The 13,318-nt window shown below is 55.7% G+C and carries 16 protein-coding genes and 1 riboswitch; of the genes, 8 read left to right on the top strand and 8 right to left on the bottom strand.

All coding sequences use genetic code 11. From position 1 onward, the window contains the following. Positions 1–1,091: 1,091 nt before the first annotated feature. The 5 genes from ACOQFT_RS05790 to ACOQFT_RS05770 all read left to right on the top strand — a co-directional run bounded on the left by ACOQFT_RS05790 (position 1,092) and on the right by ACOQFT_RS05770 (position 4,360). Positions 1,092–1,427 carry a DUF1636 family protein gene (locus ACOQFT_RS05790; protein ID WP_170634680.1) on the top strand — a complete coding sequence of 112 codons (336 nt, stop codon included), beginning with the start codon at positions 1,092–1,094 and terminating at the stop codon, positions 1,425–1,427. Positions 1,428–1,608: 181 nt separating this feature from the next. Continuing rightward, a riboswitch (cobalamin riboswitch) is annotated at positions 1,609–1,824 on the top strand. Between the two features lie 34 nt (positions 1,825–1,858). After that, on the top strand, positions 1,859–2,029 hold the full coding sequence (locus ACOQFT_RS05785) for a CbtB domain-containing protein (RefSeq protein ID WP_170481539.1): 171 nt from the start codon (positions 1,859–1,861) through the stop codon (positions 2,027–2,029). A 4-nt stretch (positions 2,030–2,033) separates the two neighbouring features. Continuing rightward, positions 2,034–2,732 carry a CbtA family protein gene (locus ACOQFT_RS05780; RefSeq protein WP_421597075.1) on the top strand — a complete coding sequence of 233 codons (699 nt, stop codon included), beginning with the start codon at positions 2,034–2,036 and terminating at the stop codon, positions 2,730–2,732. 64 nt (positions 2,733–2,796) lie between these two features. Further along, entirely contained in the window at positions 2,797–3,300 is a 504-nt protein-coding gene (locus tag ACOQFT_RS05775) for a hypothetical protein (RefSeq protein WP_421597061.1), read from the top strand. A gap of 397 nt (positions 3,301–3,697) precedes the next feature. Then, positions 3,698–4,360, top strand: coding sequence for a L,D-transpeptidase (locus ACOQFT_RS05770; RefSeq protein ID WP_421597060.1), 663 nt, complete (start codon positions 3,698–3,700; stop codon positions 4,358–4,360). Positions 4,361–4,401: 41 nt separating this feature from the next. On the opposite strand, the gene ACOQFT_RS05765 is transcribed toward ACOQFT_RS05770, so the two are convergent. Next, positions 4,402–4,674, bottom strand: coding sequence for a hypothetical protein (locus tag ACOQFT_RS05765; protein WP_421597059.1), 273 nt, complete (start codon positions 4,672–4,674; stop codon positions 4,402–4,404). 189 nt (positions 4,675–4,863) lie between these two features. Here ACOQFT_RS05765 and ACOQFT_RS05760 point away from each other — a divergent pair, with 189 nt between their 5' ends. After that, the gene (locus tag ACOQFT_RS05760; RefSeq protein ID WP_421597058.1) at positions 4,864–7,197 is read left to right on the top strand and encodes a heavy metal translocating P-type ATPase; all 2,334 of its coding nucleotides are present in this window, start codon (positions 4,864–4,866) and stop codon (positions 7,195–7,197) included. Positions 7,198–7,249: 52 nt separating this feature from the next. Here the strand turns inward: ACOQFT_RS05760 and ACOQFT_RS05755 are convergent, their stop codons facing one another. The 7 genes from ACOQFT_RS05755 to ACOQFT_RS05725 all read right to left on the bottom strand — a co-directional run bounded on the left by ACOQFT_RS05755 (position 7,250) and on the right by ACOQFT_RS05725 (position 11,649). Next, positions 7,250–7,414, bottom strand: coding sequence for a hypothetical protein (locus tag ACOQFT_RS05755; protein ID WP_170481525.1), 165 nt, complete (start codon positions 7,412–7,414; stop codon positions 7,250–7,252). Between the two features lie 99 nt (positions 7,415–7,513). Next, positions 7,514–8,881 (bottom strand): M23 family metallopeptidase, encoded by a 1,368-nt coding sequence (locus tag ACOQFT_RS05750; protein WP_209251493.1) that lies wholly within the window; start codon positions 8,879–8,881, stop codon positions 7,514–7,516. Beyond that, positions 8,878–9,504 (bottom strand): SCO family protein, encoded by a 627-nt coding sequence (locus ACOQFT_RS05745; protein WP_209251494.1) that lies wholly within the window; start codon positions 9,502–9,504, stop codon positions 8,878–8,880. The genes ACOQFT_RS05750 and ACOQFT_RS05745 overlap by 4 nt, the downstream gene beginning before the upstream one ends. Continuing rightward, positions 9,504–9,983, bottom strand: a complete 480-nt coding sequence (locus tag ACOQFT_RS05740) for a copper chaperone PCu(A)C (protein ID WP_209251495.1) — start codon at positions 9,981–9,983, stop codon at positions 9,504–9,506. Before ACOQFT_RS05740 ends, ACOQFT_RS05745 begins: the two co-directional genes overlap by 1 nt. Before the next feature lie 18 nt (positions 9,984–10,001). Beyond that, a complete protein-coding gene (locus ACOQFT_RS05735) occupies positions 10,002–10,661 on the bottom strand; it encodes a DsbA family protein (RefSeq protein ID WP_209251496.1) in 660 nt (219 codons plus the stop codon). Next, entirely contained in the window at positions 10,658–11,080 is a 423-nt protein-coding gene (locus ACOQFT_RS05730; RefSeq protein ID WP_209251498.1) for a disulfide bond formation protein B, read from the bottom strand. The genes ACOQFT_RS05735 and ACOQFT_RS05730 overlap by 4 nt, the downstream gene beginning before the upstream one ends. Before the next feature lie 5 nt (positions 11,081–11,085). Beyond that, positions 11,086–11,649 (bottom strand): SCO family protein, encoded by a 564-nt coding sequence (locus ACOQFT_RS05725; protein ID WP_209251500.1) that lies wholly within the window; start codon positions 11,647–11,649, stop codon positions 11,086–11,088. A gap of 213 nt (positions 11,650–11,862) precedes the next feature. Between ACOQFT_RS05725 and ACOQFT_RS05720 the strand changes: the two genes are divergently transcribed. Together ACOQFT_RS05720 and ACOQFT_RS05715 are read left to right on the top strand one after the other, a co-directional pair. Next, positions 11,863–12,291 carry a MerR family transcriptional regulator gene (locus tag ACOQFT_RS05720; protein WP_170634659.1) on the top strand — a complete coding sequence of 143 codons (429 nt, stop codon included), beginning with the start codon at positions 11,863–11,865 and terminating at the stop codon, positions 12,289–12,291. Positions 12,292–12,388: 97 nt separating this feature from the next. Then, positions 12,389–13,150 (top strand): transglutaminase-like domain-containing protein, encoded by a 762-nt coding sequence (locus tag ACOQFT_RS05715; protein WP_170634657.1) that lies wholly within the window; start codon positions 12,389–12,391, stop codon positions 13,148–13,150. The last annotated feature ends 168 nt before the right edge of the window (positions 13,151–13,318 follow it).

Here is a 13,318-nt window from a genome sequence, read left to right as displayed (position 1 = left end):
TCTGGGCGCATAGTTGAGTTTCGATGCTCAGTCCGACTCGTCCATCTGCTTGTGTTTGCACCATTGCGTGTGAACGAATTCGATCCGCGCGCCAGATATCTCGGAGGTGTCGTATTGGCCTACTGCTGGGATTCCGCAAGCCATACACGTAGACAATGGGCGCGTTTCCGCAGCGAAACCTTCCATTTGACCCGCTCAGATTGGAGTATCTCCGTCAAGTAAAGGCCACCGGGTCGAGCGCGTTACGGCGAAGATATCGAACGCCTGATTAGGACGACCATGGAGGCCGTTCATCTACTTTAGGGAAGAACGCAATTATCCCCCAAGGATAAGGGGAAATGCGACGGCTCCGGCACTGCGTCGATGACATTGGAGGAGTTCGAAGACTGGCTGCACCCGGAGATATGCCGTTATCACAACACCCATCACACCGGGTTGCGGCGAGAACCGATGGCGGCATGGGCGATCCTCGGTTGTAGTGACGCAGACAGAAAAGTTGTTAATGCCGAGGCGTTTCGCATCAGCGTACTTCCTTTTGAATGTCGTCGGTTGTCGCTACGCATTCAGTCCCATGATCGGTCGTGGTAACCGAAAGGTAACCATCAAGCACGAACCCCGCTATATGTCCCGGATCTAGACTGTAATTGACGATAGAACGAACCTAGTTACGCGCAACAAGAACCTGTCGCGTCTCGGAATTCGCCTTGGGAGGCGCGGTGCGCGCGGACCTGAAAATAGGCGTGTCATGGCGAGCCGATCCCGGAGGCAATGCTGTTTCAGATTATTGAAGAACAAAGATGTTTCGCGTGAGCTGTTTCCACTTCATCGCCTACCACCTGCTTCAGCTCAGTCTCACGTAGAAACTTAAAAATTTCTTCGTCTGATGGTTGCTTCTTCGCCCTGCCAAATCCCCGTCTCGCACTCGGTGTATTTGCAAAGTTTTCGAGGGCTAGGGCTCATGTGTCCTTCCTGCCTGAGTATGGACTCTTTTCCAGACTTAGAGTCAAAACACGTATTGAAACTGAGCTAACAACCGACCAGCAAATATGAAATCTCAGATGGAAGTTCTCGATCAAGGATCAGCCTGACGCATGTGCCTACCTAACCTCACGCTTTGCAGAACCTGCCGCGACGCGGATTCCACCCTTTATGATCAATTAGCCGCAACGCTGGAGGCATCGGGGGTGCAAGCCGAGTTGCAGCAAGTGGATTGCATGTCCGGTTGTCACCGACCACAGACGTTGGCGGTGCGACAAAGCGGCAAGACCGCCTATCTTTTCGGTGAGGTTACGGTTGTCGATCTTCCGGACATAATGATCTTCATGCGGATGTATGAGGACAGTACTGACGGCGACTTCGCTGACGCCAGGAAGCTAGGTAAGCTACGTTTCAAGGCGATTGCACGTATACCGGCACAAAAAAGATAGCCAACATGCAACTTGCCGACCAAAGCTCCGGTGTCGAGTTTTCAGCTTACAGTTTGTGTTTTTCGACTTAGCCTTCTGCACTGAACGGCTAAAATCTAAACCAAGCCTGCCATTACCTAAGATTGACCGCTGCAGAATACTATGATGTCGCTTTCGTACTTGACGGAACAAAGCACTATGGAACAATAAAGGCTTCTACGGTGTCCAAAGGTGCCTACGCACTGGGACTGAAACGGGAATGAGGACGGTGCACCAAACTACCGCACTGAAGCCTTGACCGCCCCCGCGACTGTGAGCGGCGAGCGGCCTTCCAATACCACTGGCGTAATGGCGCTGGGAAGGGGGAAGTCTGCTGTGACCTGCGAGTCAGGAGACCGGCCGTAGGATGGACACAACATATGCCGTCGGGTGTGACGGCGAGGAGGATTAAAATGACGACAAAAACGATCAAGGCATCCGCCGCTGGCGCATCCTTTCTGCCTGCAGTATTCGCCGTGGTTCTGGGTCTAGGGATCATTACCGTGACTGGCCATGTTCAGGCTTCTGGCCTGCATGACGCGGCTCATGATGTGCGCCACGCAACTGGCTTCCCCTGCCACTAAAACAATGTTCAGTCGTATTCTGACCAGCGGCTTGTTCGCTGGTGCTGCAGCGGGGCTGATTGCCGCCCTTCTGCAGTTGTATTTCGTGCAGCCAGTGCTACTTCACGCCGAGCTCTATGAGGGCGGCGACCTGGTGCATTTTGGCGCTGATCCCGTAACTGCGCATCCCGACCTGCCCGGCATGTTCGCCGAGCCGATGCGCGATGGTCTCAGCATTATCTTCACCATGCTTACCTATACCGGCTATGCGCTAGTCCTGGCGGCGCTGATGTCAGTAGCCGAACGTCAGGGGCATGAGATCAACGGCCGCACCGGCCTGCTTTGGGGTCTTGCGGGCTTTGTCGCCTTCCACTTTGCTCCTGGCTTGTCACTGGCTCCAGAAGTTCCCGGCGTAGCGGCAGCAGATGTGGGAGTGCGTCAGATCTGGTGGACGGTCACCGTTGCCGCAGCCGGCGTAGCCATGTGGCTGATTGCCTTTGGAGGTAACCTGGTAAGCTACCTGATTGCGGCCGTGCTGCTAATGGTACCGCATATTATCGGGGCCCCTGAGCCTGAGAGTTTCTCTGGGCCGGTTCCGACCGAGATCGGGGCGCTTTTTGCTGCCCGGGCCTTCGGCATCGGCATGGCCGCCTGGGCACTCTTAGGCAGTTTCACCGGCTACTTCTGGCAGACAGAAGGCAAGCGCGCAGGCGCTGCAGTCTGATCGCGCTCCTCCATTGCTACCCCGCTGGTTACACCGGCGGGGTTTTTTTATTGAGGATGACAAGATGTCCCGTTCTCTTGCTCTCTTTGCCATCGGACTTGTCTTTGGCGGCGGTGCTGGCTTTGTGATTGCCGCCAGCAGCGGTAGCACCTTTGAGAGCCATGACCATACTGACCCGGCCCAACATGGCGGCAACATGGAGATGGCAGCGCACGACCACTCCGCTGCCACTAATCTGCCTGCCGACAGCGACGCCCCCAGTGTGGCGATCCAGATGATTAAGGATCCTATGGCGGGCTGGAATCTGCGTGTGACACCGCAGAACTTTCGCTTTGCTCCGGAAAATGCCTCCACGGCTGACGTTCCAGGCGAAGGTCACGCGCATGTTTATATCAACGGCGAAAAGCTGGGCCGCCTTTATGCCAATTGGTTACACCTTCCGTCGCTCCCCGATGGCGATGTTGAAGTAAAAGTTTCTCTCAATGGCAACAGCCACAGCCCTCTGGTGGTTGAGGGTGTGCCCGTGGAGGCCAAAGTGACCGTGCAGCCTGACGGCGATGACTCCTGATTGACATTCCTGGCTGAGAAGACAACTACGCGGATTCAGCGGGTCTAAGCGGCAAGTACAGCGTGCGCGCGGGTTTTTGCCGCTCTGTATCCAAGGACAGATAAGCTGTTGCAAAGCCGCGCCGAATTCCCGTCTTGTTCCTTTGGCTTGCATCGTCGGAAACCGAAAACACGAAGCAACTACAATGGGCATTTCGGTTCTTTCCATTGCTTTTTTGACCCAGTCCAAAGCAAACTCGATCAAATCAGAGTTCACGCCACCGCGCACCTGATCGACTGGATAAACTAAGCGTTACCTGAAACCTCTTGAAGCTCTAGCTGCTAGAGGCTTTAAGACTCGAATTTGATCGTGAAAATGCGATGCAAATACATTGAACTTGTGAACCAGGCTGAGATCTATGCTGACAAGGCGCTATTTCATTCAATCAACCACTGCGCTGTTTTCCGCGTCTGCGGCCAGTCCATTGATCGCCAAAACATGGCCAACCTCGTCGCAAAAGACCTATTGGGACAGCCAGGTCACGCCATTTGATTACGATCCAGCGACCTCAAATCCATGGGGCGTTCATGACCGTTTTTTACCACGACGTGTCGTAGCAAATGATGGTTTGGTTCCTGGTGACATCCATGTCGATGCGGTCGCGCGCTATCTTTACCATATCGAGGAAGGCGGGACCGCAATGCGCTATGGCGTTGCGATCGCGCGAGGGAACCTTTACGAGCCCGGAACCTATGCTATCCGGCGCAAGGTCGAGTGGCCACATTGGACGCCAACGGCTTCAATGATCGAGCGCAACCCCGAATACGCGGAATTTCGGGATGGCATGGAACCCGGGCCAAGTAATGCTCTCGGCTCTCGAGCCCTTTATCTATACGTTGGAAATCGAGATACATATCTCAGAATTCACGGCACACCTCAGCCCAGAAGCATCGGTGGTCGCGCAAGTTCTGGATGTGTTAGAATGATCATGGCCCATATCAATGATCTCTACCCACATGTAACAATCGGCTCGACCGCATATTTATACTCGGCCGAAGATAGCGTCACAGCCCGCTCATAAATTTTGGGCAGCGGAGGTGGACGTCGCCGCCCTCTTTTTTGTCAGGCGTCGCGCGCGGCGCAGATCGGAGCGCCATTCGTCGCTCGCAATGGTACCAATGTCGTCTCGACGGGTCCCCTGTGCTCATACCAGAAGCAATTGTCTTCTGGCAAAAGGCGTGCCGTAGCCAGATCCTGCCCCGGCCCTGCCAGCGCAACGACTGAATCTGGCAGATTGCCTGGTTCGAGTGCTTTACTCTTGCCCCCTGTGAACTGGGCTGAGCAACCGGCAGTAATCGATACTAACGTGATGGTAATTGCGATCCGTTTCTGCATTGACCTGTTCCAAAGTTTCCTGCGTTCTCTGCAACTAGATGGCATCCACACGACCAGCCCGCAAGACGGAATGAAGCATCAATATCGCGGGCAACGAACCCGGATGCTAAAAAATTCAGAAAGGTATTGAAGCTCTAGTTGCTGTAGGAACTATTTGCAAAGGACCGCAGAGATTCTTGAGGTCTAACTATGTCATCCGATACCCACAGCCACGACCATGACCACGAAAATAGACAAGGTCACAACGCGTGCGGCAGTGGCGGGTGTGGCGACATCGCGCCCGCCGGTCCGATTCCCGAAGGTGGCAGAAGCTTTCAGGTCTCTGGCCTCGATTGCGCCGAAGAGGTGGCGATCCTGAACCGTGTCGTCGGCCCGAAAGCAGGTGGCGAAGAGCATCTTGCATTTGATGTGATCAACGGTCGGATGACGCTTCTTGACGGTGCTGCCAAGCTTTCTGACGAAGATGTCATGCTGCTGGTTGCCAGCACCGGTATGACCGCCAAACCTTGGGATGACGGAAATGCCGCCCAGGATCAGGCGGCGCATATTGCGCGGCAGCGGCGGTTCACCGCACTCAGCGGAGGGTTTTGGGCGGCAGGTTTTGGTTGGCACATTTTCGAAACAGGCATGGGCGGTGCGCTTGGACTGTTTTCGGGACATGGTGAGGTTCCGATGCCTTTGCCCGAGGCCACTTTGTTCGCGGTCGCGATCTTGTTTGGCGTCTGGCTGGTGGCCCCCAAGGCCTGGTCTTCGGCGCAGCGCCTTTCGCCGGATATGAACCTTTTGATGGTTGTTGCCGTCGCTGGTGCCATCGGTCTGGGTGAGTTTTTTGAAGCGGCAACTGTAGCATTTTTCTTTTCGCTCTCTCTTTATCTGGAAAGCTGGAGTGTCGGACGGGCTCGCAACGCAGTATCCGCGCTGCTTGATCTGGCCCCCCCGACGGTTCGGCTGGTTCGTGCTGACGGCTCAGAGGCAACGGTCCCGGCGGCGGATGTCTTTGTCGGCGACAGCTTCATCGTTCGGGGTGGGGATCGCATTCCACTTGACGGGGAAGTCATCGAAGGGGCCGGTGCCGTTGACCAGGCTCCAATCACAGGTGAAAGCGCACTGATCCCCAAAGAGCTGGGTGATGAGGTCTACGCCGGCACAATCAATGGTGAAGGCACCCTCAAAATACGTGCGACGAAAACAGCGTCCGATACCGTGCTTGCCAAGATCATCCGGATGGTCGGTGATGCTCATGCGCGCCGTGCGCCGGTTGAGCAGTGGGTAACAAAATTTGCGCGGATCTATACGCCCATCGTTATGGTCGTTGCAGTGGCCATCGCCCTGATCCCACCGCTTGCATTTGGCGCATCGTGGGGCTTTTGGTTTTACAATGCACTTGTTCTTCTGGTTATCGCCTGCCCCTGTGCACTCGTCATTTCCACGCCGGTTTCAATCGTTGCGGCTTTGACCGCTTCGGCCCGGGCCGGGGTTCTGATTAAGGGCGGTGCATATATCGAAGCCCCCGGGCGCACTACCGCACTGGCCATGGACAAGACCGGCACGATCACCATGGGCGAGCCTGAAGTGGCCAATGTCTATCCGCTGGGCGGCGCATCCGAGCGGGAACTGTTGGCAAGCGCTGCCAGCCTTGAGGTTCGATCTTCACACCCGTTGGCCCGCGCCATTCTCACCAGGGCAGAACAGACCGACATTTCGATATCTGCGGCTGAAGATATCCGAACCGTTCCCGGTCGGGGTCTTGAGGGCCGCACCGAGCGCGGAAATATCTGGCTTGGCTCTGACCGCTTCGCTGTAGAGAAGGGCTTTGGCGCGTCCATTCCTGCCGAATTGAGCAACCAGATCGAGAGCGCGGGAAGCACACTTGTGGTTGTCGGGGATGAGAACGGAGTCACCGGTTTGCTTGAGCTGCGGGACCGCATTCGCCCCGAAGCCAAGAACATCGTTGCCCGGCTTCACGCGCAGGGCGTGAAGTCAATCATCATGCTGACAGGTGACAACGAACAAACCGCGAGAGCGGTAGCAGCCGAAGTCGGCATCGACGAAGTCCGGGCCCAGCTTCTGCCGGAAGACAAGGTCGCTGCGATCGAAGAACTGGCAGAGCAACACGAGATGGTTGCGATGATCGGCGATGGCGTCAACGATGCACCTGCGATGGCTCGGGCACATTATGCGGTCGCGATGGGTGCAGTTGGGTCCGACGCTGCTATTGAGACCGCAGATATTGCTCTAATGACCGACGACATCGGTAAAGTACCCTGGCTGATCGACCATTCACGTCGAACCATGTCGATCATCCGTCAGAACATCGGCTTCTCACTTGCGACCAAAGCATTGTTTGTGACTCTGACGGGTTTTGGGCTGGCATCCATGTGGGGTGCAATCGCCGCGGATGTCGGAGTGTCCTTGCTGGTCGTGGCCAATGCCTTACGGCTTCTGAAAGCTCCGGAAGATCACACCGCCCAGACTGCGGCAAATACCCTTGGCTCGCACGGAACAGGCGCTGCGACCACATAAGAGTGGAAGCCGGACTTCAAGGTGTCCGGCTTTCGCCTCGCTTACTGGCGCGTTACATCAGGCGCACAACTGCGATCGAAAGAAAGAACGCCACCAGGCCAAAAGCGATGGCATATCCTGTAGCGTATTGAAGAATATCAAGGCTGTTGCCATTCCGGCGCTTTGCCAGGACCCCACCCCAAACGGCGCCAACCAAGGCCCCCGCGATTGCCATCATCTTACATCCTCTGATTTGGTTCTTCTGCAGTGCAGTTCGCTTCAGGTGCGCATACCCGCTAACTGATAGCCGCGCACCTGAAGCCGTTTTAAGAAACTCTCACGAACTAGATTCGCTTTTTTTGGCGACGGTATTGCCCAGCTGTTCCTCAAGCTGTGCCCGAGCATTTCTTAAGCGTTTTCGCGCTGCTTCGCTTTCAACCTCGTTGTTCGCAGCGGCAGCAAGTCGGTCGTCAGAAAGCGGGTCCGTTGGGCGCCCGTCAACCAATACTTCATAATGAAGATTGGGGCCGGTCGCGGTGCCGCTCGACCCGACACGGCCAACCATCTCGCCAGCCTCCACGCGCTGACCTTTGGCCAGACCATCGGCGGTTGCGCTAAGATGCGTATATCGCGTGACCGTATCCGATCCATGAGCGATTTCCACCACACGCCCATACCCCCCGCGCCAACCAACATAGGATACCCGGCCCGGAGCTGTCGCATGTACCGGCGTGCCGCGTGCAGCAGCAAAATCGACACCTGTATGCATCCGCACATTGCCGTAGACCGGGTGTTTTCGCCGACCAAAGACTGAACTCAGGCGCGCGCCTTCGACGGGTTGGGCAAAGACACGAAGAAGTTCACCATCAACATAGATCGTGGCGCGACCGTTGTCGTCGTCTGGCCATGCTATTTCGTAAAGCCGATCATCAACTTCCAGCGCCGCAAAAATGAGCTCGGACTGGCCCACCCTCTCGCCATCGATGCTCTTTTCGCGCCAGAGAAGACGGAGAGCTTCACCACCTGTCAGGTCCCTCCGAAAATCCACTGTCCCGCTCAGCATCTGAGCGAGATCCACCGCAAAACGAACCGGGATCTTTGCGCTACTCAGCGCATTTGAAATCGAAGTTTCGATCTCTGTTTTGCGGGCCAGAATGACAGTGTCGGGTTCCGGTGAGACCACGCGCGTGGACAACGTCTCGCTAAGTGTCACTTCAATTCTCACGCCATCTTCCACGGCGAGCTCCACACTCCACAGTTGATCCGCTGCCGTTGCAACGACTGTTATCGAGTGACCCGGCCGCAAGCGCCGCAAGTCGTATTCAGCGCCAAGTGCAAGTGCGATTTCGGCGCGATCGGTTGCGTCGATCCCCGCGTCAGACAGCATACTGTCGAGTGTGTCACCCACTGCAAGCTCGCGCGTCCATGTTCGTGAAGGTGGTTCAACAGGTGGCAAAGGTTCCTCTGCCTGAATGGGTTCCGGCTGAGCAGGTCGAAACGAAACGGGGCTTGGAGCGAGTTCTGCCGATGGTACATTCAGCAACGGAGCCGATGTGATCTGCGGTTCCGCAGGAAGTTTGGGCAGCTGAAAGACCGTGGGCGCAGGCGCCGTCATTTCAGACCTGTTCGAGGCAATGAACATGATCGAAGCAATCGAGACGCTGCTGATCGCGATCGCCGAGGTTGCTAGAAACCGTGCGTTCATGATGTTGTATCCGCTCCACTTTTCAAAGCGCGGCGGATCTTGGGTACAGCGAACTCTCTCTGCTCATGATAGTCGATGGTGCTGACAAATTCGCCTGTGGGGTTAAACAGAAAAACACTTGCGGTGTGGTTCATTGTGTAGTCGCCATCTTCCAGTGGAACTTTTTCATAATTGGCGCGAAAGTCGTCTGCGGCTTGCGCGATTTGGTCCGAAACGCCGACCCAACCGCGAATAGCCGGATGAAAGTAGCTGACATAATCGGCCATGGCATCGACCGTGTCCCTTTCAGAGTCTACGGTTATAAACACGACGTTCAACTCGTCCGCGTCATTGCCCAGATCATCCAGCCAGAGGGAAATATCCGAAAGAGTCGTCGGGCAAACATCCGGGCAGTAGGTAAAGCCGAAGAACACCATTGTTGCACGTCCGACCAGCGATTGCGGGGTGACGGTGATCCCTTCGTGATCAACCATGCGAAAGTTCATGTCCGACAACGCAAGGGGGCGAAGGCGATCGGATTGAGCCGCTCCCGGCCCATCCACTTGCCACCATCCGGCAAAGAGCGTCAGGCCGATTGCTCCAAGTCCAGCAGACCCGAATGTGAGAACGCGTCGCCGCTGCATCAGCTCTCGGGGCCTCGCGCCGCGATGCCAAATATCGGCACGTTGACGGTCTTTTCTGCGCCATCAGCAAAGATAAGAGTCAGCGTAAAGCGCTCGCCTTCGATCATAGGGCGTTGCAGCCGCATGAGCATTGCGTGGAGCCCGCCCGGCTCAAGCGCTACGAAACCACCCGGCGCAATTTCCAGCTCGCCAGCGGGTGCCATGGAACTGACGCCCTCTGCATTGGTCGATGTCTGATGGATCTCGGGCATCCTCGCAAGATCGGTGCGGATAGACGTCAGCGTGACGGCCTCATTGCCGGTGTTGCGGATCGTCATGTAAGCGACCCCAGGTCGGTTGGAGCCAATAGAAGCGCGCGACCAGGCATCTTCAACGACAACATCGTTGCCCCCTGCCAGAACCGGTGCCGAGAGAATGGCCGTCAGACCGAATGCACTCAGTACACCTGCCAGAAGAGTATTTTTTGCAGTGAGTCTCATAGTACCTCTCGCTACTGCTCAGCTTTGCAGTGCTGCAACTTCTGCAGCGACCAGGCGCCTCAATTCAGCCTCACCAAACGGATCCAGAGATTTGCCATTGACGAAGAATGTCGGAGTTTGCCTTATACCGGCCGCTTCGACATCAGCGCGATCCTGATTGAGAACACCAACTGTCTGGGGCGCAAGCATTTGTGCCTGCGCTGCCTCGGCATCCAGTCCCGCCGCTGCTGCAATTCGAATAATAAGACCAGGCTCAGGCGCACCATGCGCGGCCCATTTGGGCTGCTCTCGCAGCACGGCTTCCAGGACCGGTTCAAAGACCCCCTGCATGCGTGCCGCTTCAAGCACGCGGATCGCCTCCTCTGAGCCTTCGCCATGGAAAGGGGTGTACCGGATCACAACACGCACGGCGTCTCCATGCTGAGCCATTATGTCCTTCACGACCGGATGAAAGGCACGGCAGGCTTCACAAGCCGGATCGAAAAATTCGACAATTGTAACCGGTGCGTCTTTAGGGCCGAGAACAGGCGAGTAGGAACGGATAAGTGTTTCGGCGATTTCGGGTGCGACAGGCTCGGTGTTGCCTGAAGCAGTCGTTCGGTTCACGTACCAGGCGGCGGCCCCGAATCCGGCCCCACCGAGCGCGAGAACGGACAAGATCATGCCACGTCTGTTCATACTTGTTTCTCCTTGAGTGAAAGGGCGCACAGAACGCCGATCAGCGCGAATGAAACGAGCGCCATCAGCGGAATCGGGATGCCCAAAACAGATTGATTTGCGTCGGTGCAGGACGGACCACTTGCCGAGCATGGTTGGATTTTTTCCGGGATCAGACCAGCATACAGGCCCATGTGCCACAAGGCGACAACGGCGCCCCCCAATGCCAGTGCTATCCCGTATCGGCCCACGTTCTGGTCCTGCCACCACAGGCCAAGCCCCAGTACGATCGCCAATGGGAACATGAACGCGCGCTGGAACCAGCACAGCACACAGGGCGTCTGCCCCAGGATCTCTCCAATGAACAGAACAGAAAGAGAAGCAACCAAGGCAATCGCCCAGGCCAGGCCGAGAAGTGTATCTTTAGAAAACCGGGACATGGTGCTCAGAGTCTCTGTTTCAGATCCGCAAGAATTTCTTCGGCAGGCGTGCCATAGGACCAGGACTGGACGAATCCAGCGTCCTTGTTGAACAGAAACAGATGAGAGGTATGCCCCATCGTATATCCATCCGGCGCAGGGGTTTGTTCGATCCGTTCGTAGAATATCGGAAAGGTCTTGGACGTTTGCGCAATCTGTTCTGGCGTGCCTGTAAGCCCAATGATCCCCGCATCGAAAAGTGGCACATACTCGGCCAGGACGGCCGGAGTGTCGCGTTCGGGGTCAATTGAAATGAAGATAGGTTGCACTTGGTTTGATTGGTCGCCCAGCCCTTCCTGCACTGCTGCTACCTCAGACAGTGTTGTAGGGCATACGTCCGGGCAGTTGGTGAACCCAAAAAACACCAACATCCATTTGCCCGCAAAGTCGTTCTGAGTACGGACAACACCAGAGTGATCTGTCAGTTCGAACCTGGCTTCGAACGGGACAGACCCCTCCTCAATCCGCGCAGGTCTATATTCTGACCACAGCATCAGATAGGCAAATGCCGCCGTTGCGACACCAGCCATTACCCATAAGATTTTCTGAAACACGGTCAGTTTCAAAGTTAGCCGTCCGCCTGTGATTCTTGGTTCAGAACGGCATGTACACCCTCTACCTGCTAGAGGTTCAAAGGGGTTTTTGAGCCTGCGGCTGGGTGTCACAGGTCCACCGGCTGGAAGGTACTATTGTGCGGTGTCGACGCGAACCTACATAAGCTGTAACTTTGCAAGGAGACCCAGATGCTGACGATCGGAACGCTCGGAAAAAAGACCGGAACCAAGGTTCAGACGATCCGCTACTACGAGCAGATCGGACTTATGCCGGAACCGGGGCGCACCGAAGGTGGCCAGAGGCGTTACGGCCATGCCGAACTGGATCGCCTTGCATTCATCCGTCATTCCCGCCAATTGGGGTTTTCGCTTGAGGCGATACGCGAACTGCTTGATTTGTCCGACGATCCGGATCGCCCATGTCATGAAGCCGACAGTATCGCGCGCCGGCAACTCAAACAGATTGAGCAAAGAATGGCGCGGCTGGAAGCGTTGCGGACCGAGCTGGAGCGCATGGTGCATGAATGCAGTGGCGGCAACACCTCGGACTGTCGTGTTCTCGAAGTTCTGCGCGATCATTCCGAATGTCTTACTGATCACGAAGAAATCGGCGCGTAACCCCGGGCAGCGTTATTGCGAACTGGAATTAGCCTCTTGAAGCTATAGTCACTATAGCAGTTAAAAGTCTTTCTGAGTTGATTCGACGAGAGACCAAATGCTGAACCGAGACCCGTTGCTAACCGCCACACCTCTGCTTGATTTTGAAACACCCGCAATTTTGGGGCTCATAACGGAACGGAGCTGGCCCGATCTGCCTGTATTGGATCGAATTGGCGCTATTTATGATTTCGTGCGTAACGAGATTGCCTTTGGTTACAACCGTGCAGACGATATCCCGGCGTCAGAGGTACTCGCCAATGGCTATGGGCAATGCAATACCAAGGGCACTCTTCTGATGGCACTGTTTCGCGGCAGCGGTATCCGATGCCGTTTGCATGGCTTTACGATCCACAAAGAATTGCAGAGGGGTGTGGTTCCCGAGCTTTTCTATCCGATGGCGCCGATGGAGATTGTGCATTCATGGGTCGAAGTCGAAGCAGAGGGTACGTGGCTAAAGCTGGAAGGCTTTATTCTGGATGAGCTTTTCTTACGCGTGTTGCAGCAGACATTTCCCAAAACAGAAAGCCTGTGTGGGTATGGTGTGGGGACGGATTGCCTGAGCGATCCCCAGGTCGAATGGGAAGGCCGTGACACATACATTCAAAGAAACGGCATCGTGCAGGATTTTGGGGTCTTTGACTCCCCTGACTCCTTCTATGTCCGTCACAGGCAGAACTTTGGCTTTTTCCGTGAACTGATGTACCGAGTCGTCGTGAGGCATTGGATGAACGCACGTGTCAGAGCACTACGCACTGGCAGGCTGGTAGCAAATGTTTCGGCAACACATTCCCATGGAAACAGCGGTGAATCCGTTTGAACGCTAGATTGGCACCAAGAATTTTCCTCAACGCAGGCGACTTTCAATCTAGCAAGCTTGAGGCCTTAACAAACCAGCGTGAGGGGGTGTGTAGCAGACTACACCGGCCCGGTTTCAAGCGAAGCATCCAACCTTCAACCGCGATGGAAGAAAGGAAAGACACGAGCC

It is taken from the genome of Ruegeria sp. MALMAid1280, from assembly GCF_049195285.1.
In the GTDB taxonomy this organism is placed as follows: Bacteria; Pseudomonadota; Alphaproteobacteria; order Rhodobacterales; family Rhodobacteraceae; genus Ruegeria.
The sequence above is the reverse complement of the archived record's forward strand: the minus strand, read 5'-3'. Positions and strand labels throughout refer to the sequence as shown.

Bases quoted from the DNA above. Each gene is read 5' to 3' on its own strand.
- ACOQFT_RS05730 (WP_209251498.1), bottom strand. From the start codon at position 11,080: ATGTCCCGGTTTTCTAAAGATACACTTCTCGGCCTGGCCTGGGCGATT.
- ACOQFT_RS05760 (WP_421597058.1), top strand. From the start codon at position 4,864: ATGTCATCCGATACCCACAGCCACGACCATGACCACGAAAATAGACAA.
- ACOQFT_RS05725 (WP_209251500.1), bottom strand. From the start codon at position 11,649: ATGGCTGGTGTCGCAACGGCGGCATTTGCCTATCTGATGCTGTGGTCA.
- ACOQFT_RS05785 (WP_170481539.1), top strand. From the start codon at position 1,859: ATGACGACAAAAACGATCAAGGCATCCGCCGCTGGCGCATCCTTTCTG.
- ACOQFT_RS05770 (WP_421597060.1), top strand. From the start codon at position 3,698: ATGCTGACAAGGCGCTATTTCATTCAATCAACCACTGCGCTGTTTTCC.
- ACOQFT_RS05765 (WP_421597059.1), bottom strand. From the start codon at position 4,674: ATGCAGAAACGGATCGCAATTACCATCACGTTAGTATCGATTACTGCC.
- ACOQFT_RS05755 (WP_170481525.1), bottom strand. From the start codon at position 7,414: ATGATGGCAATCGCGGGGGCCTTGGTTGGCGCCGTTTGGGGTGGGGTC.
- ACOQFT_RS05740 (WP_209251495.1), bottom strand. From the start codon at position 9,983: ATGAGACTCACTGCAAAAAATACTCTTCTGGCAGGTGTACTGAGTGCA.
- ACOQFT_RS05745 (WP_209251494.1), bottom strand. From the start codon at position 9,504: ATGCAGCGGCGACGCGTTCTCACATTCGGGTCTGCTGGACTTGGAGCA.
- ACOQFT_RS05715 (WP_170634657.1), top strand. From the start codon at position 12,389: ATGCTGAACCGAGACCCGTTGCTAACCGCCACACCTCTGCTTGATTTT.
- ACOQFT_RS05790 (WP_170634680.1), top strand. From the start codon at position 1,092: ATGTGCCTACCTAACCTCACGCTTTGCAGAACCTGCCGCGACGCGGAT.
- ACOQFT_RS05750 (WP_209251493.1), bottom strand. From the start codon at position 8,881: ATGAACGCACGGTTTCTAGCAACCTCGGCGATCGCGATCAGCAGCGTC.
- ACOQFT_RS05720 (WP_170634659.1), top strand. From the start codon at position 11,863: ATGCTGACGATCGGAACGCTCGGAAAAAAGACCGGAACCAAGGTTCAG.
- ACOQFT_RS05775 (WP_421597061.1), top strand. From the start codon at position 2,797: ATGTCCCGTTCTCTTGCTCTCTTTGCCATCGGACTTGTCTTTGGCGGC.
- ACOQFT_RS05780 (WP_421597075.1), top strand. From the start codon at position 2,034: ATGTTCAGTCGTATTCTGACCAGCGGCTTGTTCGCTGGTGCTGCAGCG.
- ACOQFT_RS05735 (WP_209251496.1), bottom strand. From the start codon at position 10,661: ATGAACAGACGTGGCATGATCTTGTCCGTTCTCGCGCTCGGTGGGGCC.